38 protein-coding genes and 1 tRNA gene are annotated in these 24,295 nt (G+C 36.5%); 31 read left to right on the plus strand and 8 right to left on the minus strand.

Annotated elements, in window-relative coordinates; genetic code table 11:
- Positions 1-22: 22 nt before the first annotated feature.
- The 22 genes from MKJ01_RS05475 (at position 23) to MKJ01_RS05580 (ending at position 16,011) form a co-directional block, all read left to right on the plus strand.
- Positions 23-883 carry a DUF6291 domain-containing protein gene (locus tag MKJ01_RS05475; RefSeq protein ID WP_241612406.1) on the plus strand — a complete coding sequence of 287 codons (861 nt, stop codon included), beginning with the start codon at positions 23-25 and terminating at the stop codon, positions 881-883.
- Positions 867-2,363 carry a replicative DNA helicase gene (locus MKJ01_RS05480; protein ID WP_241612408.1) on the plus strand — a complete coding sequence of 499 codons (1,497 nt, stop codon included), beginning with the start codon at positions 867-869 and terminating at the stop codon, positions 2,361-2,363. Before MKJ01_RS05475 ends, MKJ01_RS05480 begins: the two co-directional genes overlap by 17 nt.
- Before the next feature lie 192 nt (positions 2,364-2,555).
- Complete coding sequence (locus tag MKJ01_RS05485; protein ID WP_241612410.1) at positions 2,556-4,430, plus strand: DNA cytosine methyltransferase; 1,875 nt, start codon at positions 2,556-2,558, stop codon at positions 4,428-4,430.
- On the plus strand, positions 4,427-4,876 hold the full coding sequence (locus tag MKJ01_RS05490; protein ID WP_241612411.1) for a hypothetical protein: 450 nt from the start codon (positions 4,427-4,429) through the stop codon (positions 4,874-4,876). Before MKJ01_RS05485 ends, MKJ01_RS05490 begins: the two co-directional genes overlap by 4 nt.
- Positions 4,831-5,556, plus strand: coding sequence for an HNH endonuclease signature motif containing protein (locus MKJ01_RS05495; protein WP_241612415.1), 726 nt, complete (start codon positions 4,831-4,833; stop codon positions 5,554-5,556). The genes MKJ01_RS05490 and MKJ01_RS05495 overlap by 46 nt, the downstream gene beginning before the upstream one ends.
- Positions 5,549-5,809: a hypothetical protein gene (locus MKJ01_RS05500; RefSeq protein ID WP_241612417.1), complete on the plus strand. Its 261-nt coding sequence runs from the start codon at positions 5,549-5,551 to the stop codon at positions 5,807-5,809. Before MKJ01_RS05495 ends, MKJ01_RS05500 begins: the two co-directional genes overlap by 8 nt.
- Positions 5,809-6,186, plus strand: coding sequence for a hypothetical protein (locus MKJ01_RS05505; protein ID WP_241612419.1), 378 nt, complete (start codon positions 5,809-5,811; stop codon positions 6,184-6,186). The genes MKJ01_RS05500 and MKJ01_RS05505 overlap by 1 nt, the downstream gene beginning before the upstream one ends.
- A gap of 3 nt (positions 6,187-6,189) precedes the next feature.
- On the plus strand, positions 6,190-6,342 hold the full coding sequence (locus MKJ01_RS05510; RefSeq protein WP_241612421.1) for a hypothetical protein: 153 nt from the start codon (positions 6,190-6,192) through the stop codon (positions 6,340-6,342).
- Positions 6,343-6,398: 56 nt separating this feature from the next.
- The gene (locus MKJ01_RS05515; protein WP_241612423.1) at positions 6,399-6,611 is read left to right on the plus strand and encodes a hypothetical protein; all 213 of its coding nucleotides are present in this window, start codon (positions 6,399-6,401) and stop codon (positions 6,609-6,611) included.
- The gene (locus MKJ01_RS05520; RefSeq protein WP_241612426.1) at positions 6,601-6,864 is read left to right on the plus strand and encodes a hypothetical protein; all 264 of its coding nucleotides are present in this window, start codon (positions 6,601-6,603) and stop codon (positions 6,862-6,864) included. Before MKJ01_RS05515 ends, MKJ01_RS05520 begins: the two co-directional genes overlap by 11 nt.
- Before the next feature lie 87 nt (positions 6,865-6,951).
- Entirely contained in the window at positions 6,952-7,281 is a 330-nt protein-coding gene (locus MKJ01_RS05525) for a hypothetical protein (protein WP_241632529.1), read from the plus strand.
- 733 nt (positions 7,282-8,014) lie between these two features.
- Positions 8,015-8,087 (plus strand) — tRNA-Phe (locus MKJ01_RS05530).
- A gap of 257 nt (positions 8,088-8,344) precedes the next feature.
- Positions 8,345-8,740 carry a hypothetical protein gene (locus MKJ01_RS05535; protein ID WP_241612430.1) on the plus strand — a complete coding sequence of 132 codons (396 nt, stop codon included), beginning with the start codon at positions 8,345-8,347 and terminating at the stop codon, positions 8,738-8,740.
- A 125-nt stretch (positions 8,741-8,865) separates the two neighbouring features.
- Positions 8,866-9,132, plus strand: a complete 267-nt coding sequence (locus MKJ01_RS05540; protein WP_241612432.1) for a hypothetical protein — start codon at positions 8,866-8,868, stop codon at positions 9,130-9,132.
- Between the two features lie 5 nt (positions 9,133-9,137).
- Positions 9,138-9,953, plus strand: coding sequence for a DNA-packaging protein (locus tag MKJ01_RS05545; protein ID WP_241612433.1), 816 nt, complete (start codon positions 9,138-9,140; stop codon positions 9,951-9,953).
- A gap of 17 nt (positions 9,954-9,970) precedes the next feature.
- On the plus strand, positions 9,971-11,008 hold the full coding sequence (locus MKJ01_RS05550; protein WP_241612434.1) for a DNA methyltransferase: 1,038 nt from the start codon (positions 9,971-9,973) through the stop codon (positions 11,006-11,008).
- 3 nt (positions 11,009-11,011) lie between these two features.
- Positions 11,012-12,571 (plus strand): hypothetical protein, encoded by a 1,560-nt coding sequence (locus MKJ01_RS05555; RefSeq protein WP_241612436.1) that lies wholly within the window; start codon positions 11,012-11,014, stop codon positions 12,569-12,571.
- Between the two features lie 131 nt (positions 12,572-12,702).
- On the plus strand, positions 12,703-12,885 hold the full coding sequence (locus tag MKJ01_RS05560; protein ID WP_241612437.1) for a hypothetical protein: 183 nt from the start codon (positions 12,703-12,705) through the stop codon (positions 12,883-12,885).
- Between the two features lie 119 nt (positions 12,886-13,004).
- Positions 13,005-13,340: a hypothetical protein gene (locus MKJ01_RS05565; protein ID WP_241612438.1), complete on the plus strand. Its 336-nt coding sequence runs from the start codon at positions 13,005-13,007 to the stop codon at positions 13,338-13,340.
- Between the two features lie 10 nt (positions 13,341-13,350).
- Positions 13,351-13,545: a hypothetical protein gene (locus MKJ01_RS05570; RefSeq protein ID WP_241612439.1), complete on the plus strand. Its 195-nt coding sequence runs from the start codon at positions 13,351-13,353 to the stop codon at positions 13,543-13,545.
- A complete protein-coding gene (locus MKJ01_RS05575) occupies positions 13,542-14,954 on the plus strand; it encodes a phage portal protein (protein ID WP_241612440.1) in 1,413 nt (470 codons plus the stop codon). Before MKJ01_RS05570 ends, MKJ01_RS05575 begins: the two co-directional genes overlap by 4 nt.
- Positions 14,955-14,958: 4 nt before the next feature.
- On the plus strand, positions 14,959-16,011 hold the full coding sequence (locus tag MKJ01_RS05580) for a hypothetical protein (protein ID WP_241612441.1): 1,053 nt from the start codon (positions 14,959-14,961) through the stop codon (positions 16,009-16,011).
- Between the two features lie 369 nt (positions 16,012-16,380).
- Here MKJ01_RS05580 and MKJ01_RS05585 read toward each other — a convergent pair whose 3' ends face one another.
- The 8 genes from MKJ01_RS05585 to MKJ01_RS05620 all read right to left on the minus strand — a co-directional run bounded on the left by MKJ01_RS05585 (position 16,381) and on the right by MKJ01_RS05620 (position 19,118).
- Positions 16,381-16,560: a hypothetical protein gene (locus MKJ01_RS05585; RefSeq protein ID WP_241612443.1), complete on the minus strand. Its 180-nt coding sequence runs from the start codon at positions 16,558-16,560 to the stop codon at positions 16,381-16,383.
- Positions 16,561-16,641: 81 nt separating this feature from the next.
- Positions 16,642-16,905: a hypothetical protein gene (locus tag MKJ01_RS05590; protein ID WP_241612444.1), complete on the minus strand. Its 264-nt coding sequence runs from the start codon at positions 16,903-16,905 to the stop codon at positions 16,642-16,644.
- A 124-nt stretch (positions 16,906-17,029) separates the two neighbouring features.
- Positions 17,030-17,359, minus strand: coding sequence for a hypothetical protein (locus MKJ01_RS05595; RefSeq protein WP_241612445.1), 330 nt, complete (start codon positions 17,357-17,359; stop codon positions 17,030-17,032).
- 144 nt (positions 17,360-17,503) lie between these two features.
- Complete coding sequence (locus tag MKJ01_RS05600) at positions 17,504-17,722, minus strand: hypothetical protein (RefSeq protein WP_241612446.1); 219 nt, start codon at positions 17,720-17,722, stop codon at positions 17,504-17,506.
- Between the two features lie 14 nt (positions 17,723-17,736).
- Positions 17,737-17,952 (minus strand): hypothetical protein, encoded by a 216-nt coding sequence (locus tag MKJ01_RS05605; RefSeq protein ID WP_241612447.1) that lies wholly within the window; start codon positions 17,950-17,952, stop codon positions 17,737-17,739.
- A 12-nt stretch (positions 17,953-17,964) separates the two neighbouring features.
- Complete coding sequence (locus tag MKJ01_RS05610) at positions 17,965-18,120, minus strand: hypothetical protein (RefSeq protein WP_241612448.1); 156 nt, start codon at positions 18,118-18,120, stop codon at positions 17,965-17,967.
- Positions 18,121-18,382: 262 nt separating this feature from the next.
- The gene (locus tag MKJ01_RS05615; RefSeq protein WP_241612449.1) at positions 18,383-18,817 is read right to left on the minus strand and encodes a hypothetical protein; all 435 of its coding nucleotides are present in this window, start codon (positions 18,815-18,817) and stop codon (positions 18,383-18,385) included.
- A 10-nt stretch (positions 18,818-18,827) separates the two neighbouring features.
- Complete coding sequence (locus MKJ01_RS05620; RefSeq protein WP_241612450.1) at positions 18,828-19,118, minus strand: hypothetical protein; 291 nt, start codon at positions 19,116-19,118, stop codon at positions 18,828-18,830.
- 423 nt (positions 19,119-19,541) lie between these two features.
- On the opposite strand from MKJ01_RS05620, the gene MKJ01_RS05625 reads away from it, so the two are divergent.
- From MKJ01_RS05625 to MKJ01_RS05665, 9 genes are read left to right on the plus strand one after another with little or no spacing between them, the layout of a single operon-like run.
- On the plus strand, positions 19,542-20,150 hold the full coding sequence (locus MKJ01_RS05625; protein ID WP_241612452.1) for a hypothetical protein: 609 nt from the start codon (positions 19,542-19,544) through the stop codon (positions 20,148-20,150).
- 29 nt (positions 20,151-20,179) lie between these two features.
- Positions 20,180-20,551: a hypothetical protein gene (locus MKJ01_RS05630; RefSeq protein ID WP_241612453.1), complete on the plus strand. Its 372-nt coding sequence runs from the start codon at positions 20,180-20,182 to the stop codon at positions 20,549-20,551.
- A 20-nt stretch (positions 20,552-20,571) separates the two neighbouring features.
- The gene (locus MKJ01_RS05635) at positions 20,572-21,678 is read left to right on the plus strand and encodes a major capsid protein (RefSeq protein WP_241612454.1); all 1,107 of its coding nucleotides are present in this window, start codon (positions 20,572-20,574) and stop codon (positions 21,676-21,678) included.
- A gap of 4 nt (positions 21,679-21,682) precedes the next feature.
- Positions 21,683-22,009 (plus strand): DUF6706 family protein, encoded by a 327-nt coding sequence (locus MKJ01_RS05640; RefSeq protein WP_241612455.1) that lies wholly within the window; start codon positions 21,683-21,685, stop codon positions 22,007-22,009.
- Positions 22,006-22,329, plus strand: coding sequence for a hypothetical protein (locus MKJ01_RS05645; RefSeq protein WP_241612456.1), 324 nt, complete (start codon positions 22,006-22,008; stop codon positions 22,327-22,329). The genes MKJ01_RS05640 and MKJ01_RS05645 overlap by 4 nt, the downstream gene beginning before the upstream one ends.
- Positions 22,320-22,796 (plus strand): hypothetical protein, encoded by a 477-nt coding sequence (locus MKJ01_RS05650; protein ID WP_241632531.1) that lies wholly within the window; start codon positions 22,320-22,322, stop codon positions 22,794-22,796. The genes MKJ01_RS05645 and MKJ01_RS05650 overlap by 10 nt, the downstream gene beginning before the upstream one ends.
- Positions 22,793-23,191, plus strand: coding sequence for a hypothetical protein (locus MKJ01_RS05655; protein WP_241612458.1), 399 nt, complete (start codon positions 22,793-22,795; stop codon positions 23,189-23,191). The genes MKJ01_RS05650 and MKJ01_RS05655 overlap by 4 nt, the downstream gene beginning before the upstream one ends.
- Positions 23,192-23,211: 20 nt before the next feature.
- Positions 23,212-23,718: a hypothetical protein gene (locus tag MKJ01_RS05660; protein ID WP_241612459.1), complete on the plus strand. Its 507-nt coding sequence runs from the start codon at positions 23,212-23,214 to the stop codon at positions 23,716-23,718.
- Between the two features lie 60 nt (positions 23,719-23,778).
- Positions 23,779-24,294: a hypothetical protein gene (locus MKJ01_RS05665; RefSeq protein ID WP_241612461.1), complete on the plus strand. Its 516-nt coding sequence runs from the start codon at positions 23,779-23,781 to the stop codon at positions 24,292-24,294.
- The last annotated feature ends 1 nt before the right edge of the window (position 24,295 follow it).

Genomic DNA, 24,295 nt, shown 5'->3' on the forward strand with positions numbered 1-24,295 from the left:
AGTCAGTAATAAATTTAAAATAATGGCTGAAAACAAGAACACTTTTGTCTTTTATGCGGAATGGAAGCAAGACTTCGAATTTTTAACAGATGCTGAAGCAGGGAAGCTAATTAAGCATTTGCTTCAATACGTTAACGATGAAAACCCAGAGTTCGAAAATGAGGATAGATTACTCCAATTCGCAGCTCAAAAATTGAAAAATGTTCTAAAAAAAGACTTGAAGAAATATGAAGAGGTTTGCAAAAAAAGATCAGAAGCAGGAAAGAAAGGCGGTGTAACTAGCGGAAAATCAAGAGCGTCGAAGCAAGAGAAACCAAACGAAGCAAATGCTTCAATTTCGAAGCAAAACGAACGTGATAATGAATATGATAATGAGTATGATAATGATATTCTTTTAGAAAAAGAATCAAAAGACGTAGTAGAAGAAACCGATCCGGACTTGCAGAAAATTTCTGATTTCAAAAACTTCCTTAAAACTCAAAAACCCATCCAGATGGATCGCTTGAAAATGGCTCACAACTTTTCTGACGATCAGATGAATTTAAAAATCGATGAATTCGTTGAAAAGAAAGTTTCATGGAGTGATGATAATTGGCTAAGTGAAGGTGATCTCTCAAAAAACTTTGAATTCTGGCTTGCTAAAAATCCTAAACTACCTTTCACGGGATTTACGAAATGGACCAAAGAGGATTTTTTCAAGGACGTTCAAACCGTAAGTAACGGACAACAAATTTCGAAAGAAACTCTTCAGGAATTCTTTGATCATTACCGAGAGCCAACACCGACCGGAGAAATGTTATTTCAGAGCATGAAGGCTTGGGACACACGATCGAGATTGAAAAAATGGTTAAACAACAAAAAAAACTATGCAACCAGAACTTAAAAAAAATACGAAATCAGGAAAAGACTTTTTGCATGAAATGGCGATTTCCGACGGTAAAATGCCGCCAAACGCAATTGATTTTGAAAGGTTGGTAATTGGGACCGCTCTAATCGATAAGTCAGCGATTGAGAAAATTAAAAAACGATTCGGTGGAAAAGATGAGGTTTTCTACGACCCGAAACATCAAACAATTTTCAAAGCCATGATGGACCTGCAGTCGAAAGATTATCCGGTGGATATCATGACTGTGATTCAGGAGTTGAAAAGAACTGAGAAACTAAGCATTGCAGGAGGTGACCACTACGTGATTGAGCTTACGATGGGAGTGAGTTCTGCGGCTCACTTGGATTATCACCTGATGATGGTTTTGCAGAAGTATCTCGCCCGAAAAATGATTGCAAGTTGTGCTTATGCCATCGATTCGCTTTATCAGGAATCAACGGATATCTTCGAGGAAATTGATGCCCATATTGGGAGAATGAATGAAATTGAGGAGGTTATCGCTCAGCAGAAAGAAGATAAGACCTCATTGCAATTACACCAGGAATTAATCGAGCAGCAGAAATTAAAAATTATTCCGGGAATACCGAGTAAACACAAATCGGTTGAAAACAAATTGAGAGGTTGGAGGGATGGAGATATGATTGTGATAGCTGGAAGACCTGCAATGGGAAAAACAACTTTCGTTCTCGATGATGTTTTCCATGCAGCAAAAAAAGGACATCCGGTTGCTTTCTTCTCTTTGGAAATGAGTGCGGGCCAGTTGCACACGAAAATGGTAAGCAATGAGACAGAAATCGGTGGAAACGCTTTCCGTGATATGAATTTATCAGATTTGGAAATGCAAAAGCTATACGAAACGCCCGTTTTCGATAATCTTCCTTTCCACATCGTTGAAAATACAAATAACCTCAATCAGATACTTGCTAAAGCGAGACTGTTGAAGAAGGAAAAAGGTGTGAAAATGATTGTGATTGACTACCTGCAGTTGATTGAAATTTCAGACAGCAAAGGGAAAAGTGACAATTCGGTAGTATCGGTTATCTCAAGAAAATTAAAGCTTCTTGCTTTAGAGCTACAGGTGCCGGTGATTGTTTTATCACAGCTTTCGAGAGAAGTCGAAAAAAGACCAGGAAAAAGACCTCAGCTTTCAGACTTAAGAGATTCGGGGGCTATAGAACAAGATGCTGATGTTGTAGGATTTCTTTTCCGTCCTGAATATTACAAAATTGATACTTGGGATAATGATCCCGATGGAGAAGAAACGAGCACGAAGAATGAAGCGGAGTTTATGTGTGCGAAGTTCAGAAATGGAAGCATATTCGAATCAAGGTTGAGTTTTAGAGGTGATATTTCGAAATTCTTTGATATCGGTACCGACTTCGGAGGCTATGAAAATCCCCTGCCGTTTTCGACTCCTCAGCAAGCATTCGATATTCCAGAACAATTAAACGATGAAGATGATGGATTTAGATTCTAAAGCAAAACTCGATCAAGCTGAATCACTAGCTTCTTTCAAAATCCTTTATCAAAAATCACGGGAAATCTATATCCAGGAACCTTATCAAAAGATTAGAGAAAGACTTCCGAGAAATATCATAAAGGAAAAATACGTGAAAAAGATCGTTAAGCCGATCAGGTTAAAAAAACGAAAAGTTAAAAAGAAACAAGTATGAACAATAAGTATATTAAACTCGGAGCCTTAGCGATAACGCTTCTTTACGTCGATTTATTCTGCGGTGCTGGCGGAACCTCCACCGGAGTAGAATCAGCAAAATTTCAGGGAGAAAAGTGTGCTAAGGTTATCGCCTGCGTGAACCATGATGCAAACGCTATCGCCTCGCACGCTGAAAATCATCCAGAATCCCTTCACTTCACCGAGGATATTCGGACCTTGCAACTTTCTCCGTTGGTAGATTATGCCAGAAAAATGAAGAAAGAATATCCTTTTGCTAAATTAGTTCTTTGGGCATCACTCGAATGTACCAACTTCAGCAAGGCGAAAGGTGGACTGGCCCGGGATGCTGACAGTCGAACCCTTGCCGAACACCTGGACCGTTACATCATTGCACTTAATCCTGATTCAGTGCAGATTGAGAACGTTGAGGAGTTCATGAGTTGGGGTGACATTGACGAAAAAGGCAAACCGATAAGCAAGGATAAAGGCCGCTTGTATAAAAAATGGGTTGATCACATAAAAGCCTTCGGATATAATTTTGACCATAGAATTTTAAACAGTGCTGATTTTGGAGCTTTAACGAGTCGTAAAAGATTTTTCGCCCAATTTAATAAGCCAGAATTTGCAATTGTATGGCCTGAAGCGACACACGCAAAAAACCCGTCGACCGGACTGTTCGAAAGCCTTGAAAAATGGCGACCAGTGAAAGAAGTTTTGGACTTTGATGATGAAGGTGAGAGTATTTTCACACGGAAAAAACCACTTGTAGAGGCGACGTTGGAAAGAATCTATCACGGACTGATAAAATTTGTTGCTGGTGGGAAAGAAAAATGGTTACTCAAATACAATTCCGTAAATGGTAAGACAAGAGTTCATATACCGCCAAGTGTGGATGATCCTTGCCCAACTGTTTCGTGCCAGGGAAGATTGGGAGTTGTCAGTGCTAATTTCTTAGCTCAATACAATTCAGGTAATCCTGAACACCGTGTTAAGAGTGTAGATGAAGCTTGTAATGCCGTAACTACAAATAACAGGTTTGCAAAAGTTGAATGTAATTTTCTTTCAAAGTACTATTCTGGTAATCCAGATCAAATGGTTTCATCAATTCAGTCTCCTGCTGCAACATTGAGAACAAAAGACTCCCATGCATTGATTCAGCCTAAATTTCTGCAGGCTTACTACGGAAATGGTTTTACTTCGAGTGTTGATTCTCCGTCTCCAACGGTAACAACTGGTGATCGTTTTAGCCTGGTTCAAACATCATTTATTGATCAGCAGTTCGGGAATAGTAAACCTTCATCGGTTGATACGGTTTTAGGTGCGGTAACAGTGAATCCGAAATATGCGAAGGTTCACGCAGAATGGATTATGAATACAAATTTCAAAAATATCGGAAGTGATATTCAAGAACCTGCACCGACAATTACCGCTAACAGAAAATGGCATTACCTGATGGACGCACAGTATAGCAGAGTCGGAAACAGTATTGAGCAGCCATGTTTTACTCTAATTGCGAGAATGGATAAAACCACGCCTTACCTGGTTGAAATTTCAGGCTTGAAGGAATTACTACCTTTCATTGTAACGGACGGGAATGTGATAGTTTATGAGATCTACGAAGATGATTCACCAATGATGAAGAAAATTAAAGAGTTCATGGCGCATTACGGATTAATGGATATAAAAATGAGGATGCTGAAAATTCAAGAACTCAAGGAAATAATGGGATTCCCTAAAGATTATGTGTTGATAGGCACACAGGCGGACCAGAAAAAATTCATCGGAAATGCGGTGGAAGTTACCATGGCCCGGAAGATATGCGAAGCTACTGCAAATAAATTAATTAAAAATAGACAAGCTGCACAATGACCTGGAGTAAATCACTTCTCGAAAAATTGGAGAAACAAGGAAAGATAAAAAATGTATTCATTCCTCCGGAGCCGAAAAATAAAGTTGAGATCCCGAAAGAAATCGGACCGTATAAACTTCACATCATCTCGGTTCTGAAAAAATCAGGATTAGAATTTCGGGAAGAGTTTCAGTTCGATGAGGTCAGGAAGTTTCGGTTTGATTGGGTGATTCCAGTATTAAAATGCGGAATTGAGTTTGAAGGAATTATTTCCGAAAAAAGCGGACATACGACAATTAAGGGATATTCAAAAGACTGCACGAAATACAATCTCTGCCAGTGCTTAGGTTGGAAGGTACTACGGTACACGGTATTAAATTACCAAGATATTGAAAACGATTTAAAACTATTAATTGAGAAATGTCAAGAACAGCATGGAATAAAACGGAATGGACGGAGGAAATGATATTATTCATTCGAGAGAATTTCAATAAGAAAACAAACGTTCAATTAGCTGAAGATCTAGGCTTGAAATTAACGACTGTCAGAACAAAACTATACGAATTGGGATTGTACAAAATGAAATTAGAGTATTGGATCCCGGAGCAAATCCTTTTCCTCAAAAGAAATTACCATAAAATTGGTGATACTGAAATTGCAGAATTATTCAATAAAAAATATCCCAAGGAAAAGGGTTGGTCTAAAAAACATATTGAGAAAAAACGCAGATATCTAAATCTGAAAAGAACACCAGAAATGCTAAAAGCTATTCGTGAAGATTGGACTGAAAAGGGTTTGTATAAAGAATCAAACAGAAAGATGTGGGAGACGAGAGGCGCACGTCCCTTAGGCTCAATTGTAATCTGGAAAGGCTTGAAATTCATCAAGACTTCTATCGGTTACCGACACCTCAGAACATTCAATTACATTGTTTTTATCGGTGAAATTCCCGACAGAACAAATGTAATCCACAAAGATAATGATCAGCTAAACTGCAATCCGGAAAACTTAATGCTTATATCAAAAGAAGATCACGCAAGGCGGAATAGGTGGAATTCCTACGGAAAATATCCAGAAGATTTAAAACTTCAAATGCGAAAAGTATCAAAATTAAAAAGAATTATAAAAAAGAAAACTCATGAGTAAATTAACATTTAATGACCATCTTGATGACATGATGGAGAGACTAATGAACGAAGATTTATCTTCTGACCAGTTAGAATTAGAACTTAAAAGAAGCAAAGCATTATGTCAAATTGCTGACAAGAAGATTGAAGATAAAAAAGTTGCTTTGGAATTTGTGCAAGCAATTTCTTCAGGCGAAATAAGTGAGAAAATGATTCCTGTTGTTTTTGCTGATGATTATAAGCGTGTTGGTAAAATTGAAAATGCGGAGTAATGAAAGAAATTATTGATCAGCATAGGCAAAAATACCCAATATCATTCGCCGAGATTAAATTTTACAGTTCATTTGAACAGATATTAGGTAAAACAGTCAACGATTACAGTAAAGAAGAAAGAAAATCCCGCTGGAATAAATGTTTGGAAGAGTTTAGATCCTCCGGTAGGAATGATTTAATTGAAGTGTGGACTGAGCCGGGAGGCGATGGTTCATGTTTGGAATGCGTTCACTACAATCTTGGTGATGGGTGGTGTGTATTAATGGGTTTACCGTCCGCAGTTAATCCGATATTGTCGTTTCAACATGCATTACCTGGTATGGCTTGTATGGGAGTAGGAAAACAAACTAAGGGTCAGACAGAATTAGATTTATAAAACATGAAACAACGTACACAAATAGACAATGCCACGCATCCGAACAAAGTTAAAGAACGCGAAAAAGCTCTTGCGGTTTTAGAAAAAGCAAAAGAGATTCCTCGGAAAGTGGTTTTCCTGCCAAAAGGAGCCAGCCGGGACTTTAAGAAGATTTAAAAAAAGGATACGGGAAACCTTTTTGAAGATTAAAACACAACTCTTAATTTTAAAACATGGACACAGAATTTATAATCATCATCTCAATAGTCGCTATAATCTTTGTAGCCTTCGAAGTTCAATCTGCCAAGCAGAACCGTAAGCTTATTGAGAAGTATAAACAGCACATCGAAGAGCAGGAAAAGTATATAAAACAACTTGAAAAGGACTATATGGAGCAATTAAACATAAACTATCAAAACTTAAAAAATCAACTCAATGGAAAATAAATCATTCAACTTCTACCAGTTTCTCGAAGAAAACGGATATGAGAAAGAAGTGATACGGGAAAGATCCGGAGAAACCTTCGCAACAAACTACCAGAAGAATATTGCTCCGGAAACATGGAATGCTATAACCATCCATAAAAACAAGACTTTTTCCGCTGCCGGTCCTTCGTGTGGACTCGTTTATAAAGAGCAAATTCAACCACAAACCTACGAAGAAGCTAAGGCCATAATTGACCTGATTGAAAAAGTGTAAAAAAATTTGAAAATATTAACGTACAGTGTACGTTTGAAAGAAATATTTTATTATATTTGTTAAGTAAATCAAGGTATTGGTTTTTAGATGAGTAAAGATGTTCTTTTAAATGTTTGTAAAATAACTTGTAGCCAAATTGGAATACTCCCTTCGGAGTTAAAACAAAGGTCCAAAGTTCAACATATCGTTTATGCGAGAATGATAGTTTCGGTTATATGCAGTAGAAAATTTGGGGTAACTCAAAAGGCAATAGGAATACATTTTAACATGAATCAGTCAAACATTAATAGTTATCTAAAAAAAATCGATGCTGAGATTAGATTTAATGCTAAATTCAGAAATGATTATGAATCTATTCTGGAAAGGGTAAATAAAAATAAAGCACTTCAGAAAGAGAACCTGAGAAAACCATGTTAAATATAAATTTTTCAGTAGTAACAATCAGCGCAGACGTAAGTGCTTAAAATAAAAGAACAGTGGCGAAATTGAAACGCTAATCCGGTTAGTATACGGGGTAAAAGGCAAGTAATAAGGAACTATGAAAACCCCGACGGATGAATCTCTTTGTCCTTGAAAAATAGGAATTGCCGAATGCATAGATTCTTACAGGTATCGAATCCTGTCTGTTCTTTTTAATAGACTTTTTTTCATACATATATTTTGTGAGGTGGTCAGTTCTCTGTTGTGAAACCCAGAACTGCTTTTTAAAAATTCTTTTCTCATTTAAGAAATCAAACCAAAATGAGAGGCTTTTTTCTCGTTAAGCTTTAAATAAAAACGAGACATGAAATCGTGGCGGAAAGTGTTAGTAAGGTCGAGAGGCAACTAAAACACAAGGTAGACGCCCCTCTTGGTTGAGCGGTAATAAGATTCAGGTTCGAATCCTGACGATTTCACAAACATTTTAAAGAGCGCTATTCCCAAATAAAAACAGGTTGATCACCTGGAGAATTGTACAAGCTTAGAGTTTGGGAATAGCCATAGCGGGGTGTCTGGGTTTAGGAAGCGAAAATAATAAGCTTCGAAGGTTCGACTCCTTCATCATCCACGAATTCCGAATGAATTGAACAATAAAGTTACTGGGAAGTATGCGGATGTTCAGACACTCGAAGCGTTTCAGACTCGTGACAGATAGGAAAGACTATCAAATGGAAATGTAGCTCAGTTGGTAGAGCGGTAGATTGAAGCTCTACGCGTCGGAAGTTCGAATCTTTCCTTTTCCACGATTCTCATGTTTAATTGAGTTTTCATGGTTATAGTTTTGCCCGGCTGGAACATTCCGGTCGGGTTTTTTTAATCAGGGAAAAATAAAATGTACTCATGTATTGTTGAAGTCCCTTCATAAACCTTGTGCCGCAACTCGACGGCTGGTCAAAACACAGAGATATTGCGTATCAGAGGTACTTCGTAAAAATTTTAATCTGATAAATATCTCACGAGCGAGTTTCAATGCGAGAGTTTGAATTTAAAAAATACTGTTATGATACCAATTAACTTTGAATACACTAATACTGTTTTTGCAGTAAATCAGCCAGAATATCAACCATTACCCGCACACATTGCAATTAATGGTGATGTTTCGATTTGTTGGGAATTGACCGACGTCGAAATTGAGAAATTAAAAGAAACTAAAAAGCTTTTCATTTCAGTTAAAACTTTTGGTCAGCCATTGCAACCATTATACATGTCCACTGACATTAATGATGTGATTTCTCTGCAAGAATGTTTAGGATGTGATAAAGAAACTGATATGGAAACAATGACCAGTGATGATGATTCAAATTGGTTTTGTCCGGAATGCTGGAAAGAACTTGCGCCGGGAATGAAAGCAGATTATGATGAACTTGTAAAAAAGGGAGAAATTGATGCTCGTTGAACCAAAATTTAATATCGGAGATACTGTTTACTTCGTCACTGATCCGGAGCAGAGAGAGTTTCTGGTGATTGCGATTATCGTAGAGTTGACTTGCACCAAGTATAGAGTTGGTCACAGTTCATCGAATGAAACAGAATGTCACTGTTTTGAAATTAGTAACGAAAAGAAAATATTTTAAAACGATACAGCAAGAAGCAAAAGAGATTGTAAACAAAACCTTGAAAAAAGTTGACAATTTAAAGTTAAAAATAAATCCAGTTGAGCGTTTAAAGATAGCTGAGCTTATTGTTAAAGGTAAGAAAGAAATGAATACAGATGCAGTTTACACTTATTCTATAAATCAAATCAGGGAAAAGCTTGAAAAGCTATATGAAACAGGAAACTATTCATAGTTCAAATGCAAAAGAAAGAAACTCCTAAAACTCCGATTAAAAAACCAACCACTCCAAAAAAGGCAGTGGCTAAAACTGTTAAGGCCGCAACGGTTGTTCCTGCGGAAAAACCAACTGCTCCGAAAAGATCGCCAAGAAAAGCAGCTGCAAAAGTAACGACGGCTCCAACGGCAAAAGCTCCTGCGAAACCTGCTGCGAAAAAGACAATTTCTAAAACTCCCGCAAAAACAGCAACACGAAAACCTGCTGCGAAAAAGACTGCCGCTAAAACTCCGGCAAAGAAATTACCTACACCATCAAAAACTATTTCAAAATCCTTGGATATTGAAATGAGGAAAGTTGACGGAAGAATAGGAAATCAATTCTGGATGAACAGAGCGAAGCACGGAAGAGATAAGCTATTTGCTACTCCGGAATTATTGTGGCAAGCTGCGTGTGAATACTTCAGATGGATAGAGGAAAACCCTTTATATGAAACGAAGGTCTTTCAATTTCAGGGGCAGGTAGTAACAAAGGAAGTACCAATTATGCGAGCGATGACGATGGCGGGGCTTTGCTTTTACTTAAACACTAATGAATCTTATTTCAGAAACTTTAAGGCAAACCTTCCTGATGATGACAAAGATTTTTCGACGGTCATCACAGATATTGAGAATGTCGTATACCGTCAAAAGTTCGAAGGTGCAGCCGGAAACCTGCTAAACGCAAACATTATCTCCCGAGATTTAGGTCTTGCTGATAAAAAAGACATCTCCAGCAATGGCGAAACTCTATCATTTACTAATTTCTTAATACAATCTTCTGAGGAAGATGAAGAATAAAAAATTAATTACCAGCAATGGAAAGAATAGCGCTCTTTAACGAAGATAACCTGGAACTAATGAAAAGACTTCCAGATGATAGTGTAGATGTGATCTGTATTGATCCGCCGTACTTGTATTTAAAAAACCAGAAGCTTGAGCGCCCTTTTGATGAGTTGAAATTCTTTTCGGAGTGCGCAAGGCTTTTAACGAAAAACGGATTTATTGTGATGTTCGGACGTGGCGAAAGTTTTTATCGCTGGAATACACTTTTAGAAAATACCAGATTATATCAGGGAAAATACGTTTATGTTGAAAAAAGAGTTACAATATCTAATAATGTAGATGTAAAAGAAAATTTATACTACAATAGCGTTGATATTTCTGGTAACAAAGATTTCAAAAAAGTATTCACATTTAAAGAGGAAATTGTTTGGAACAAGTCGATGGGCACTTCTCCATTGTCAAAACTGTGCCGTGTACATGAAACAATTGCAATATTCAGCAAAGGAGACGCGGCTATTAACAAAATTAAAGTTCCCTATTTGGAGTCAAAAAATTTCGATTTAGAAAAAATACAAGTTGATATAAATAGAATTAATTCATCATTAGGTAAGCCGGAAAGCATTCAGTTTCTTAAAGATTTTATCGAAGGAAATAGAAGCGATATGGAACTCAATACACGCTTTACAAAACACAAAGTAACGTCTGATATTCGTAAATCAGGCGCAAGAGAAGTTAACACCTTAGCATCCATTCAGAATGGAATTACTGAAAAATCAATAATTAATGTTGTTCGAGAGCATTACAATACTATTCATCCTACACAGAAACCCGTCCGTCTTCTCGAACGCCTTTTAAAACTGGTGCTCCCAATGAAAAGTAAAAAGATTGTTATTGCTGATTTTTTCAGTGGTTCGGCGTCATGCGGGGAAGCAGTAATCAATCTACAGTCAGAATTTCCCGATATCGATTTTGAATTTATCGGCTGCGAGATTGACGAGGAGTATTTTAATGCGGGAAAAGAAAGAATTGAAAAGTTGCAGCCAAAGCAACCAGAATTATTTGAAAATTAAAACATGAGCAAAGACCTCCATCAAAAAGCATTAAACAAATTCAACGAGTGGCGTGCGCCGGGCGGATGGAATAAATTTGCTTATGATGTTCTTCTTGCGAGAATGGACCCCGAGCAACAGGCGATTATTGATTCCGTTCAGATGAATCCGAGAACATCGGTAATGTCGGGAACTTCAAGAGGAAAAGACTTTTTAAGTGCCGTTGCTGCTATGTGCTTCATGTACCTGACTCCAAAATGGAAAAACGGAAAATTAATCCATAATACAAAGGTTGCTATGACTGCTCCAACAGGTAGGCAGGTGAATAACATCATGCAACCGGAAATTTCAAGACTTTACAATAACGCCTTAAGTCAAGGAATTGATTTGCCTGGTCGATTGGTGGGAAATGATATTAGAACCGATTGGGATGAATGGTTTTTGACAGGTTTTAAAGCTGATGATAACGCAACGGAAGCATGGACGGGTTTTCACGCTGTTAATACAATGTTTGTGGTGACGGAGGCTACGGGTATATCTGAGACTACTTTTAACGCCATCGAAGGTAACTTACAAGGTAATTCCCGAATGTTGATTGTTTTTAACCCAAACGTTTCTACTGGTTATGCTGCAAAGTCTCAGAAAGGCGAAAGATGGGAGAAGTTCAGTTTAAGTTCTTTGAATGCAGTTAATGTTGTTCAAAAAAAGATGGTCATTCCTGGTCAAGTAGATTACGAATGGATTGCTGATAAGCTGAATGAATGGTGTACTATCATCTCGAAGAATGATGTCCTAATTGAAGAGGATGATTTTGAATTCGAAGGAGTATGGTACCGCCCGAATGACTTATGTAGAGCAAAGATTCTCGGAAAGTTCCCGAAAGTGTCTGAAGAAGCGCTAATTCCGCAGCAATGGATTGAACTCGCAAATAAACGCTGGACCGAATATCAAAAACTAAACAGCAAAAACCACAAAAAAAAGCATAATCTTATCCTTGGAAGTGATATTGCCGGGATGGGGCGTGATAATACGGTTGATTGCTTCAGATACGGGAATTATGTTGAGAAATTCACTACGAAACATTCTGCAGGTAAAGCTAATCACATGGAGGAAGCTGGAAAAATTGCTAATACTCTTCGTCTTGAGCCGAAAGCGGTTGCTTCTATTGATACCATCGGGGAGGGTGCCGGAGTTTATTCGAGATTAGTGGAGCTTGGTCTCGAAAAGCGGGTGATTTCGTGTAAGTATTCTGCAAAACCTGAGTTTAGAGGTCGAAAACTTAAAGACAGCACCGAGCAGTACGAATTTCTCAACATGAGAGCGTTTTTATTCTGGTCTGTTCGTGAATGGTTGGACCCGAAGAATAATAATGATGCGATGTTGCCGCCTTCCGAATCTTTTCTGGAAGAAGCTACGGAAATTAAATGGTTTTTCCGTTCAGATGGTAAGATTCAAATGGAAAAGAAAGAAGATATAAAACTAAGATTGAAGCGTTCGACTGATGAGTTTGACGCTCTTGCAAATACTTTCCATCCTATTTCTCCGGTAATGAGTGCCGAGGGATTGAGTGGGATTTTGTGGTAAATAAATGAAAATAAAAGACTATGATACTAACTGAAAAAGAAATTAATGACTTGATATAATGGAAACTTTCAGCAATAGCAGTTTTTAATGAAATAGACTTACAGGGAATTGGTAAAGAATTAAATATTCCTTTGGGAGAAAGTGTTTCCAAAAATCTTTTAGGTAAGATAAAAACACATGCTGAAAAAATTAGGATTGAAGGCGTTTTGTTAGGATTAAAAATCTGTAAAGAAATGTATGCACAAGGAATTATTTCGCATGAAAGCATAAAAGAAAACGAAATTTACTACACTGAAGAATTGAATAACCTATGACACTCGAAGAAATAAAAGCCAACTGGACGGCTACGGATCAGTTTATATACAAAACTCCAGAGATTAAATTAAAGTCTTTGAAAGCAGCGAAAACTAAGGTAATAGCGAAAAATTAAGGTATGAAAGTAAACACAATAAAAATTCCAATCTATCATGGAGAATTAACAATGATCATGTGCGAAAACTGGAAAGAAGTTAACGAAAAATACAGCATGGAAATCTCTGATAGTTTTGATGGCGTAGTTTTCACACCAGAGAAAGAAGATGGATATTCCGAATATGTAGTTGCTTTCAATCGACCTCCGAAGGGATTTGTTATTGCTCATGAGTGCGTTCATCTGGTTAATCACATCTTCTCTGATCGAGGTGTAAGACCTGACATATTCAATGACGAACCTCAAGCGTATTTAACAGGATTCTTCTTTCAGGAAATAGAGAAATTTTTAAATAATTAATTTTTGAAATATGGATAAAGTCGAAGAATTAAACAGACAACTTGCGGAAATACCTAAAGATAAGTTAATCGAAAAATGCGATGCGATTTTGACGGATTTATGTAATGGTGGCAAAAAGTTTACAATGACTGTTCCTCCAACGAGAAACAGTTCGGATTTATTAATAGCAGAATTAATCAGAAGGTATAAAGAGCAATCCTCATGAACATAGCAGAAATTACAGAAAAAGCTTCACCAGCGGAACAGATTGAAGTTTTAAAGGTTGATCGCTCCGCAAAACCGAAAATCGAAGATCTTAAAAAAGAATGGAAGGTGTCGGAGCACAGAACTATTCAAGATAAAACTTTCCTTCCGGATAAGGAGATTAAAAACGAAAAGGGTGAAGTTCAAAGAACGAAACCTGTAAATCGTATTGCAATCCCGGTTCAGAAATATATCGTGAACAGCGCTGTTTCTTTCGGTTTTGGTAATCCTGTGACTTTTAAAAGTAATGCGGAGGAAGGTAGTCAGGAAGAGGTTGTCGAAAAAGCTATTAATAAAATTCTAAAACAGAATAAATTTAATATCAGAAATAGGCAAAGTGCTAGAGAAGTATATCGATCTACTGAGGTTGCTGCTTATTGGTATTATCAAAAAGTTGATACACATCAAGATTATGGTTTTCCATGCAACTATAGAATAAAGTTAAAACTTTTTGTTCCGTGGAAGAATGATGTGCTTTATCCTATGTTTGATGAGTTTGACAACATGGTTGCTTTCTCTCGTGCCTTTACATTAATTGATAGAGAAAAGAACACGATCGAATATTTCGAAGCTTACACGGATACTGAAGTAAGAAGATTTAAAAAAGCAGATGCTGGATGGATAGATGAGGTTATCGAAGGAGTGGGCAAGAATGTTATAGGAAAGATTCCGGTTGTTTATGCTTCGCAGGAGGAAACAGAGTACGAAGATGTTAAATATGATATTGAGCGCCTGGAACTGCTATTTTCCCGACATGCTGAGATTAATGATTATCATGCTGCACCGGTTACGTTTATTAAAGGAAATGTTTCGACTTTACCACAAGCTGGAGAAGCTAATAAAGCTATTCAAGGAGATGTTAATTCTGATATGAAGGTTATTTCTTGGGAATCAGCTCCGGAATCTGTTCGTTTGGAAATTGAAACACGTCTTGAAAACATTCATAAGTTCACTAAAACGCCTGATTTGTTCAGACAAGTCAAAGGTCTGTCTCAAATATCAGGTATCATGCTTCAAATGCTGTTTATGGACGCTCATTTGAAAGTTATGGAGAAGAATGAAATCTGGGAGGATTACTTTGAAAGAACCGTAAATGTATTAAAGGCTTATGTCGGAAAACTTCTAAACTTAAAACTTGCTGATGCTGCCGAGAATCTGGAGTTAGAACCTGTAATTAAGCCTTACATGATTCAAGACACGAAAGAATGGGTGGAAACACTCATGACAGCCAACGGAAACAAGCCTTTAGTCTCTCAGGAATATTCTGCCGAGCTTTCGCAATTGGCACCGAAAGAAGATTGGTTGATTCTTGAAGCTGAACAGGAAAAAGCGAAAACAGAAAGTGTATTTAGTAATCCTGTAGAGTTGTAAATTAATGGTAGACCTACACGATGATATCTTTGATAATACTCACTTCGAAAGAGGTGAGTATTATGTTGGTAGGATAAAAAGTTTTTACCAAAAACTCATCGAAGATATTATTAAACTCATTTACCTCGGTCAAATTGATACAACAAAAATATTTTCTTTTAACGATTATCCGCAGCTAAAGCCACAAGTAGATAAACTTTTCGAAGGCTTTACGAAAAACGTTTCAGCCGAAATGTTCAACCAATTCGAACAGAGCTGGAAGTATGGAGAGAAAAAACAATCAGCATTAGTCAATAAAATAGCCTCAAAAATCAATCTTCCTAAAGAAAAGGTGAAAGAATACCTCAATCCGAATAATGAAGCTTTAAAAGCCTTTCAAAATCGTAAGATAGACGGGTTGAGGTTATCTGATAAAGTCTGGAAGTTATCAGATCAATTTAAAAAAGAAATTGAATTAGGTTTAGATATAGGAATAGGTGAGGGAAAGTCTGCCGCCAAACTTGCCAGAGAATTAAAATCAAATCTTACAGAACCCGATCGATTGTTTCGCAGGATCCGTGATAAGCATGGAAATCTCGTTTTATCTAAGAATGCTAAAGCGTACAATCCCGGACAAGGTGTTTATCGATCTTCTTACAAAAACGCTGAACGTTTAACCAGGACCGAAAACAATATTGCTTATCACGAAGCTAACTTTCAAAAGATGCAGCAGTTTGATTTTGTGAAAGGGATTAGGATTAAATTGTCAAATAATCCGAATCATTGCCCTTTTTGTGAAGCGATGGCCGGAGAATATCCAAAGGATTTTAAATTCTGGGGATGGCATCCGAGCTGTAGGTGTACTGTCGTTACTATCTTAAAGACTTGGGCGGAAATGGAAAAGGATAATGAGCGAATATTCGCAGGCCTCAAACCTTTAGAACCCGAAGATGCTATTACTAAACTTCCTGAGCAGTTTACTTCGTGGATTTCTGAGCATAAGCAGAAAATTCAAAATGCTAAATCCAAACCGTATTTCATTCTGAATAACAAAGAAAAAGTAAGCCATCTGTTATAAAAACTTATTTATACGAACTGTGAAGCTGTTTTTAGCAATCCTATTTTTACATTACATCAAGCGTAAATTGCGATATTAAATATAAGCAATATGCAAAAGATTAAAATTAATGGTAGAACTTACCAGATGTCAGTTAGAAGAGTTGAGGGAAAAGCAAAATTATTCTTCAAAACAAATGTAGAGTGTTACAATGCTAAAGGATTTGATTTTCTACACAAGAGATGTGGCAACATCCAGCAGCGTTTAGAATCATGGAAGAATTTTAAAAAATTCTTGATAAAAGGTTACTACCCAGGATATCTTAGATTGTATCCAGAATTTTGAATTATGTGTCTGTAAAATGTAAGCCACCTTTAACAGGTGGCTTACTTAATTTATCACTTCGAGTAATTGTTTGAGAACTGCTTTATTTTGTTCAGAATATGTGCGTAGTAGCCTATTGTTTTCATCTTTTATATCAAGATTTAAAGCTTTAATAAGCTCGTCAAACATTTTTTGATTTTGATTTAAAGATAATATCATTAATCTGATTTGTTCATCTTTTTCCATAAGTTATAAATTTTCCTCTAAGTTAACTCTTTTCCTGAAAGTGAGAAATATAAATTTTAAGATTTTAAATTCTGAAATTAGTTATAGTAATATTATATTGGTTGGATTTAAAATAGAATCCTTTTTTACATCTGCTATAAAATTACTATCATACACGGCTGTAGCATTTTCGGCAGCTTTTTCAAGTGAAACATTTATGCATAATTTGGCATATCGAGCGCACAATTCGTTAATAACATCATCTAAATCACCAAACGAATGTGTGCTTTGCAAAAGCATTTCGCTGTAATCTTCAAAACCTTTCTCTTTTGCGAGATTTTCTTTAATCTGTTCTAACTGTTCCATAATTATTAATTCTCAAATTCAAAAGAATCAAAAGTTAAAATATCACCTTCTTTGATTGCATTACCATTGAAATCAACTGGGTTTTCAATTCCCTTACCGCCTTTCAAATATATTTTCATATCCTTTATTTTAGTTCCAATTCCTCACCGCAAAGGGCGAAATATGAATTTTGCAGTTGGTGAACGAATTCTAACTTGTATTCAATTTTAGAATCTTCAATAGGCTGGAATTTTTCATCTAAAATAAATGAATCTAATTGATATGTAGGATTATCATAGTTTTCCTCAATTCCTAATCGAAACAGCCATTTCTCAGTTAGTGAGATTGGGCTATAATTGAAATTAAAGCCTTCTGGATCTAATTCGGCTCTTGCAATTATTGACGAATCAACTTTTTGCAATTGCACGCCTTTCCAAAGAATTAAATTACCTATTCTCAATTCTTTTGCTTCCATATTAAAATGATTTGAATTCATGTGACGGGGCAAAATACTCTCTGCCGTTGTCTAATTTAATTATTGTTATTTCGCCGTAATAACCATTTCGTTTTTCGACGAATGTGCCAATGTTACCGGTCAATATATGTATCATTTTCATAATTACTTATTATTCAAAACTTCCTCTTTTTTTATTAAACAGAACTTAGTGCGAACCTCATCACCTGACTTCATACTCTTCCCGTAAATTGTCTGTCTTGCAATTCCAATTTCTTCCGGAGTGAAAGCGTTATATATAGCCGTAATGGAACTGAAGTAGAAATCAGATTTCCCTTCTTTTGCTTCATGGAATTTTACGTGATAGATTATTTTTATTGACATTAAAGTTGAGGTTTTTATTTTGGTAAAGTAATCATTACGCTGTTGGCTGAATTGTAGAACTTAATTTTCTTCTCAGCGGCCATTCTTTCAAGGAAGGCGTTGCGATCTACTCTTTGCATTTTTAGAATGTGGTCAAAGTCACCGAATGAATTGCCATTATGGCCGCCGGACGCTTCGTGTTTCTCTTTTACGATCTCTAAAATCTGTCTTTCTAATTCCTCATTTTCCATGAAACAAAGATACTATTTCTTTGAAGACCTTATAAGCTGTAATTTAATATATACAAGTCGTTTTACCCAATTATAATAATATACAGGCTTCACTTCGGAATATTTAAATTCATCCACAAAGGGCTGTAGTTTTTCTGCAAGATTTTTAAGTTTTTCTGTTTTTTTCATAGATATGTTTTTAATGCCGCAATATACAATATCTCACCATAAAGGGAGTACGGGAAACCGTATTTTATTACTTTTATTTTTTCCATTGTAATTATTTTTAAATTGTTATTTAGACAGTAAGATGTCAGCTTAAAAAAATGGTTCTTCTGGTTTTTTCACAACTTTATAATGTGTTATTTCCGAATTTGTATCCTTGTAAAACCTATAAGACGCACCTAAATCCATTGCAGATGTAGCTCTATTTGCTATTCATTTTTTTTATTTAAGAGTTTAGACCTATTAGTTTTAGAGCGGAGGGTGTGAGTTCGGGTTCAAATTCGATTAAATCTTCAATTGTGTAATTTCTAATGTTAGGAAAGGGAAAAACCGCTTTCATGTTTTCTCCTAACTTTACATAGTATTGGTCTTTAAATCCAAATTTACCATGACTGAAGCCTTTAAACAAAACCTTTTCTTTGACCCTCATGTAATTATAGATTTCCTCATTATATTCCGAATCATAACCCTCTATAAAATTTTCAGGCTTTTCTAAAACATTCCCGTTTTCATCACACGGCACAAACATTCCAAGCGTTAAAGGCTGTTTTAAAAAATTGGCGTAATTAAATATTAATTTTAACGGCTTAGCATAGTCAGTTTCAGATGTTGTTTTTTGTTTTTGCTCTAAGACAAAGTCCATCATTGGTTTTAATTTCATATTTTTTATTTTATTTGTTAAGTAGTTGTTCTATTTTTAATTTATACTGAGAGAAATTTTCAATATAATCTCCGAAGGTGTTAATTTTTAAAATTCCTTCCAGCATCTCCCTCATTTCTTCTTCTCTGTCGGGCACTTCTTCAAGCCAATATTCTACATGTTCAACCCACGATTCTTTAAACGCTTCTTCATTCCAATAATTAAACTTGCCAACCTTGTTATTTTTGAAAATAACCATATACATTCCTTGATCTTTTGGTAGGCAGACGTTTGCTTTAACTTTTATAAATTTTGTTCTCATTTTCGTTTATTTTAAAATGTTAACACCTTTTTGAGTAAGAAGATATACGTTAAAAACCTTATTCAAATACCCTTCTCTCATTAAACTGAATAGCGTTGTACTGTCAACGTATTCGTTTCTTAAGAATCTGATTAAATCGTTCCGCATATTCTTATTATTGCTATTGTTATTGAAATGGTTAAAAATGTCCATATGACTATTTTTGCGGTCACCGTAATCCATTTGTTAGAAAATTGTTCACTCATAGTTCTATGTTTTTAGGTTAGTTATTTATATAAAAACCAATAAAAACAGGCTCTTATTCTTATCAAAATCATATAAATAGATGATAAATCAATTCTTTTATTTGACAAATATACAAATTTCCAACGTACATTGTACCTATGAAAGTATTATTTTTGATTAATTAAAAATGAAATCAAAATGATTAACCCGATCGTAAAAAAACATTTCCTTAAAAATGGGCTTTCCGAAAAGGCATTACAGGGATTGTCTGATTCTATTGTGGGTTCACTTGGTGAAAACGCAACTGATGAAGAAATAACTGCTCAATGTGTGGTTTTCGAACCGCTTGCTAAAACTTTCCAGTCAGAGATTGATGCGAGAGTAACTGCAGCAACTAAAAAGAAAGAACAAGGTGGAAATTCTGGAGAAGGGGCTGCTGAAGAACCTAAACCAGATGAAGGTAAAACTACTGATCCTATGCTTTTGGCAATTCAAGAACTTACAAAAACTGTCAAGGGCTTGCAAACTGAAAAAGCAGTCGAAACAAACAATCAAAAAGTAATTGCAGGTCTTAAAGCTTTGAAAATGACAGATAAAGAAATTGATTCTGTTATGCTTGGAAGAAGCTTTGAAAATGAAGATGGGATTGAAGAATTTGTAACGAAACAGGGTGAGTTCTACGCTGAAATTTTACAAAACAGAACGGAGGAAACAGCCGGAGACGGCTATAAACCTGCTACTGCCGTGGGTAATCAGACAGAAGCTCAGAAGAAGGCTGATATTGAAGCTTTCAATAAGTCATTCTAAGAGCATTAATCAAACTTAACACTAACAAAATGGGATATTTAGAGCCTACTTCAATTGCCGGATCAAGAACGATTCCGGTATTCCAAAAAGTTTTGGAAACTGCAAGAGGTGGTTTTACATTAGATGCAACAGGTTTAACTATTGGAGATATAATTCCAGCAGGAACACCAATCACATTTGATGAAACAACCAGAAAAGCAAAAAAAGCAGCTTTAACAGGTACTGCTCCTGACCAGGTATCTGATGCAAAAGGTCTTTTGTACACTGATGTAAAAATCGAAGCAAACGCACCTGTCGATGTAGTTCTAAGAGGAACTGTTTACGCAAGAAGAGTAACGCCATCTATCAACGCAACGCACAGAAAGGCTATGCCTCTAATTATTTTCTCTGAATCTCGATAATCTCTTAAAAATTAAACAAAATGGCTAAAGAAGCATCAGTTTTTGGAAGTGTCGCTGATCAAGAGACAACGCAAATAATGATCGATACAAGGCTTGAAAAATTCAATCAACCTTGGTATTCAAAATATTTCTCATTTGCATTACCGCAAATCTCATTAACCTACACAACAGTATTGGGTAATTCTGTAATTACTCCTGCTGCATCTTTCGTGACTCGTGATGGTGAAACTCCATTGAGAAGCCGAGAGACTTTACAGTCTTTGACTGGTAAAATCCCACCAATTAAGGTGATGAGAGATTTGGATGAGGAGAAGTATCGTAACTACATGGTTCTTCAGGACATGAAGGCTATTAAGGACAACGAAAAAAAGAATCAGGCTTTAAAACTTATTTGGGACGACTTAAAGTATGTTACCGAAGCGGTTGATAAAAGACTTGATTACACCGTTGCTGAAGCTATTTCAACAGGAACAATTACGATCACTGCTGACAATAACCCCGACGGTATTGTGGTTGGAACAATCGAATTAGAAATGCCAGCTGAAAATAAAATCAACGCTTCAATTGATTGGAGTGATTCAGCAAATTCAAAACCAATTACCGACATCACTAATTTAGTGAATGGTGCTTATGCAAAAGGTAAAACGTTTGCTAAAATGCTGATCGATAATACCGCCTTCCTTCAGTTCATGCAGTCAAAAGAAGTAAAAGATACTGTAGGTACTTTCTTCGGACTTTCTGCTGCTGCTAGAAATTCTCAGACTGCTCCATTGACTTCTGACAGAATCAACGAGTATATGACCGCTGCAAAACTTCCGATTTTCGAAATTGTTGACATCCGTGTTCCAATCGAAAAAGACGGAAATGTATCAATTCTTCAACCCTTTAAAGCTGCTAACATTGCCTTTATTCCTGATGGAAACTTAGGTGAAATTAAGAATGCCTTAGCAATGGAAGAAATGAAACCAGTAGAGCATGTCACTTATAACAAGAAGGGCAGAACCCTTATTTCTAAGTGGTCAAACAATGAGCCTTGGGGAGAGTGGACGAAAGCAGAATTAAATGCATTCCCGGTAGTTGATACTATAAAGTACATCTACTTGCTAAGTACAACTGGAGATTTCTAAGAATATGTCAGTAACAAACAAGGAATATTTCCAAAGTAAGCTTAGACGATTGTCTATCACTATGAGTGATGCAGATCTTGACGTTTTTTTTGCTTCAAAGCAAATCGACGGTGCTTTTGATCTTACAAAACCCGATGATATGGATAAGCTTTTCACGGAAATAGTTCTTGAGTTATTGATAGTACCGGATATTTCTGAAGATGATTATTCGATCAAGTATGACCGGAAATCTTTAGAAAGTTGGTATGCGATGGAATGCAGTAGGTTGGGAATTGATGATTTGTTGAAAAAAGGAAAATTCCAGGTAAAAGATATAAGCTTTTTAGCATGACACAGTATCCTCATGATTTATATGTGGTAAGCAATACCGAAGGCGGAACGGATCCGGAAACAGGATTTCCAATTCCGTCTGAACCTACGGAGGTTTTTCACTGTAAATGTAGAGAAATAGCGGCCGGACCGGGTAACATTGTTGCAAATGAGTCTGGCGAAACTGTAAGCTATGCTTCAAAGGTTGTAATGCCGAAAGGAACTGCTAAAATTCCAACCAATTCAAAGATTATCATTAAAGATGGCGAGAATATAATCCTTACAGGAGATGTAATAAGATTTTCTGATGCACCTCAACTTCATTGTAGATTATGGGTATAGAACCAAGGTTTAACATGCGGGATATTGATTCTTACCTGAAGGGTAAAGTTAATATGCTTGATGGATTGATGATTCGGAATCTCAATTTCCTCGGCATGGAGTGTGTGAATCTGGCAAAAAGCTTAGATACCTACACAGACAGAACCGGGAATCTCCGGAACTCAATCGGCTACATAGTTTTGAAACATGGAAATATAATTTCCTCAATGTTTGAAGCGGGAACCCGGGGACCTGAATTCGATTCTCAGGAAATGCCAGGTGAAAGAGTGGGGGAGATATTCGCTAAAGAAATTGCTAAAGATTTTAAAGTAGGATATGCCTTGATTGTAGTTGCCGGGATGGAATACGCGAGTTATATAGAAGATGTTAAACATCTGGATGTAATAGCTCCGGCCCAAACCTTTGCAAACACCAGGATTACCCAGATAGCGCAGAGTATTGTCAATTCAATGAGAAGAGCACAATGATCACAACATTCGAATTAAAATCAATTGTCTACGGAATCATTAAATCAAGTGATTTCAAAACACTGATTAATGGTGATGTATATATTGATACGAGACCTTTAGATTCCTTAAAGAATGATGTTGTCATAGGCGCTCTACAGGTGCCTGATCAGGTGCTACAACCTTCAACTGTTTTGGTGAACATCTACGCTAAAGATATCAAATCCGGAACATCATATCTACCTGATTTAGCACTACTCAATAACGTAACAAAACTGCTAATGCCTCTTTTTGATGAGGTTTATCTGGAAAACAAAAAGACCTATATCGAAATCGAATATCAGCGTGATTATAAAGTCGATGGAGTGAACGAAAGAGTTTCCGTCATCAGACTTAAAACAAGAACAATTCAATAACAATTAATCAATAAAATAAAATGGCTTGGACATTTGGTGTAAAAAGAATCCTATCAGGCGACAAAGCTGCCGATGGAGGTATGGGAACCGTGCTTACAGAGCACGATGAGCACTTGAAAGGAACTGTAGTTCTGGAAACTACTGACGAAACGATCAACTGGGTAGAAACAGAAGAAAAAGGTAAGAGGATTGCCATCGGCCAAAACGATGCAGAAACTACCTTAACATTTGAAATTGCTAATCCCTCCCTGGAAACTCAGGCGTATTACTTAGGCGGGACCGTAGAGACAAGCGGAACGCCTTCAAAAAAAAGCTATTCACCGCCTGCTTTAAAAGAGGTGATTGAAAAGTCTTTCACTCTTGAAACCAAAGTAGGGTATGACATTGACGTGACAAACGGAAAAGTCATGGCAACGCCGCTTGGAGGAACAGTAGGAACTGAAGGAGTAATGACCATGAAGGTTGTTGTCACTGTGCAGGCTCCGGAAAAAGATGGGGAAAACGCCCTGACTTACAGAGAAAAATAGTCTTTATAACTAATTAAATGCAAAATCCACTTGCATTTCTGTAAGTGGATTTTTTCTACAATGGAAAATCAGGAAGAAATATTTTCAAAGTTTGTCGAAGAAAGCCTGACAAAGGAGCAGCAGGAGCAAAAAGAATCCGATCTCCTTATCGAAAAAGGGTTTGTTTTCAATATCGGGAAACGGGAGATTCATATTAAGCCGCTATACTTCGGGACAATCACCCAGGCAAACAAATACGCCGTTGATCTCAAGATCAATATTCTGAGTGATGACAACACATCGGTTTTCAAAGAAGTGAATCGAAATGTAGAACCCCTTATGAAATTCATCGCCGTCTGTATTCTTCATGATTATTGGAAAATCAAATTATTCTCCGGATTGCTGGCAAAGTATCTCAAATGGAAATTAAGCCCGCAAATAGCCTTAAAAATTACACTGGCGATACTGCAAATGTATGATATCGCAAATTTTATAACCTCTATCAGGTTAATCGGACAAACGACAATAACGAATCCGAAGGAGACCAGTCTGGTAGATGGGAAAGTACCGGTCTCAAATCCATCTATGGAACTGTAGG

The sequence above is a fragment of the Chryseobacterium sp. SSA4.19 genome, assembly GCF_022601875.1.
Lineage (GTDB): Bacteria > Bacteroidota > Bacteroidia > Flavobacteriales > Weeksellaceae > Chryseobacterium.

Excerpts from the sequence above, each read along its gene's own strand:
- MKJ01_RS05475 (WP_241612406.1), top strand. The coding sequence starts at position 23 with ATGGCTGAAAACAAGAACACTTTTGTCTTTTATGCGGAATGGAAGCAA.
- MKJ01_RS05480 (WP_241612408.1), top strand. The coding sequence starts at position 867 with ATGCAACCAGAACTTAAAAAAAATACGAAATCAGGAAAAGACTTTTTG.
- MKJ01_RS05485 (WP_241612410.1), top strand. The coding sequence starts at position 2,556 with ATGAACAATAAGTATATTAAACTCGGAGCCTTAGCGATAACGCTTCTT.
- MKJ01_RS05490 (WP_241612411.1), top strand. The coding sequence starts at position 4,427 with ATGACCTGGAGTAAATCACTTCTCGAAAAATTGGAGAAACAAGGAAAG.
- MKJ01_RS05495 (WP_241612415.1), top strand. The coding sequence starts at position 4,831 with ATGTCAAGAACAGCATGGAATAAAACGGAATGGACGGAGGAAATGATA.
- MKJ01_RS05500 (WP_241612417.1), top strand. The coding sequence starts at position 5,549 with ATGAGTAAATTAACATTTAATGACCATCTTGATGACATGATGGAGAGA.
- MKJ01_RS05505 (WP_241612419.1), top strand. The coding sequence starts at position 5,809 with ATGAAAGAAATTATTGATCAGCATAGGCAAAAATACCCAATATCATTC.
- MKJ01_RS05510 (WP_241612421.1), top strand. The coding sequence starts at position 6,190 with ATGAAACAACGTACACAAATAGACAATGCCACGCATCCGAACAAAGTT.
- MKJ01_RS05515 (WP_241612423.1), top strand. The coding sequence starts at position 6,399 with ATGGACACAGAATTTATAATCATCATCTCAATAGTCGCTATAATCTTT.
- MKJ01_RS05520 (WP_241612426.1), top strand. The coding sequence starts at position 6,601 with ATGGAAAATAAATCATTCAACTTCTACCAGTTTCTCGAAGAAAACGGA.
- MKJ01_RS05525 (WP_241632529.1), top strand. The coding sequence starts at position 6,952 with ATGAGTAAAGATGTTCTTTTAAATGTTTGTAAAATAACTTGTAGCCAA.
- MKJ01_RS05535 (WP_241612430.1), top strand. The coding sequence starts at position 8,345 with ATGATACCAATTAACTTTGAATACACTAATACTGTTTTTGCAGTAAAT.
- MKJ01_RS05540 (WP_241612432.1), top strand. The coding sequence starts at position 8,866 with ATGAAACAGAATGTCACTGTTTTGAAATTAGTAACGAAAAGAAAATAT.
- MKJ01_RS05545 (WP_241612433.1), top strand. The coding sequence starts at position 9,138 with ATGCAAAAGAAAGAAACTCCTAAAACTCCGATTAAAAAACCAACCACT.
- MKJ01_RS05550 (WP_241612434.1), top strand. The coding sequence starts at position 9,971 with ATGGAAAGAATAGCGCTCTTTAACGAAGATAACCTGGAACTAATGAAA.
- MKJ01_RS05555 (WP_241612436.1), top strand. The coding sequence starts at position 11,012 with ATGAGCAAAGACCTCCATCAAAAAGCATTAAACAAATTCAACGAGTGG.
- MKJ01_RS05565 (WP_241612438.1), top strand. The coding sequence starts at position 13,005 with ATGAAAGTAAACACAATAAAAATTCCAATCTATCATGGAGAATTAACA.
- MKJ01_RS05570 (WP_241612439.1), top strand. The coding sequence starts at position 13,351 with ATGGATAAAGTCGAAGAATTAAACAGACAACTTGCGGAAATACCTAAA.
- MKJ01_RS05575 (WP_241612440.1), top strand. The coding sequence starts at position 13,542 with ATGAACATAGCAGAAATTACAGAAAAAGCTTCACCAGCGGAACAGATT.
- MKJ01_RS05580 (WP_241612441.1), top strand. The coding sequence starts at position 14,959 with ATGGTAGACCTACACGATGATATCTTTGATAATACTCACTTCGAAAGA.
- MKJ01_RS05585 (WP_241612443.1), bottom strand. The coding sequence starts at position 16,560 with ATGGAAAAAGATGAACAAATCAGATTAATGATATTATCTTTAAATCAA.
- MKJ01_RS05590 (WP_241612444.1), bottom strand. The coding sequence starts at position 16,905 with ATGGAACAGTTAGAACAGATTAAAGAAAATCTCGCAAAAGAGAAAGGT.
- MKJ01_RS05595 (WP_241612445.1), bottom strand. The coding sequence starts at position 17,359 with ATGGAAGCAAAAGAATTGAGAATAGGTAATTTAATTCTTTGGAAAGGC.
- MKJ01_RS05600 (WP_241612446.1), bottom strand. The coding sequence starts at position 17,722 with ATGTCAATAAAAATAATCTATCACGTAAAATTCCATGAAGCAAAAGAA.
- MKJ01_RS05605 (WP_241612447.1), bottom strand. The coding sequence starts at position 17,952 with ATGGAAAATGAGGAATTAGAAAGACAGATTTTAGAGATCGTAAAAGAG.
- MKJ01_RS05610 (WP_241612448.1), bottom strand. The coding sequence starts at position 18,120 with ATGAAAAAAACAGAAAAACTTAAAAATCTTGCAGAAAAACTACAGCCC.
- MKJ01_RS05615 (WP_241612449.1), bottom strand. The coding sequence starts at position 18,817 with ATGAAATTAAAACCAATGATGGACTTTGTCTTAGAGCAAAAACAAAAA.
- MKJ01_RS05620 (WP_241612450.1), bottom strand. The coding sequence starts at position 19,118 with ATGAGAACAAAATTTATAAAAGTTAAAGCAAACGTCTGCCTACCAAAA.
- MKJ01_RS05625 (WP_241612452.1), top strand. The coding sequence starts at position 19,542 with ATGATTAACCCGATCGTAAAAAAACATTTCCTTAAAAATGGGCTTTCC.
- MKJ01_RS05630 (WP_241612453.1), top strand. The coding sequence starts at position 20,180 with ATGGGATATTTAGAGCCTACTTCAATTGCCGGATCAAGAACGATTCCG.
- MKJ01_RS05635 (WP_241612454.1), top strand. The coding sequence starts at position 20,572 with ATGGCTAAAGAAGCATCAGTTTTTGGAAGTGTCGCTGATCAAGAGACA.
- MKJ01_RS05640 (WP_241612455.1), top strand. The coding sequence starts at position 21,683 with ATGTCAGTAACAAACAAGGAATATTTCCAAAGTAAGCTTAGACGATTG.
- MKJ01_RS05645 (WP_241612456.1), top strand. The coding sequence starts at position 22,006 with ATGACACAGTATCCTCATGATTTATATGTGGTAAGCAATACCGAAGGC.
- MKJ01_RS05650 (WP_241632531.1), top strand. The coding sequence starts at position 22,320 with ATGGGTATAGAACCAAGGTTTAACATGCGGGATATTGATTCTTACCTG.
- MKJ01_RS05655 (WP_241612458.1), top strand. The coding sequence starts at position 22,793 with ATGATCACAACATTCGAATTAAAATCAATTGTCTACGGAATCATTAAA.
- MKJ01_RS05660 (WP_241612459.1), top strand. The coding sequence starts at position 23,212 with ATGGCTTGGACATTTGGTGTAAAAAGAATCCTATCAGGCGACAAAGCT.
- MKJ01_RS05665 (WP_241612461.1), top strand. The coding sequence starts at position 23,779 with ATGGAAAATCAGGAAGAAATATTTTCAAAGTTTGTCGAAGAAAGCCTG.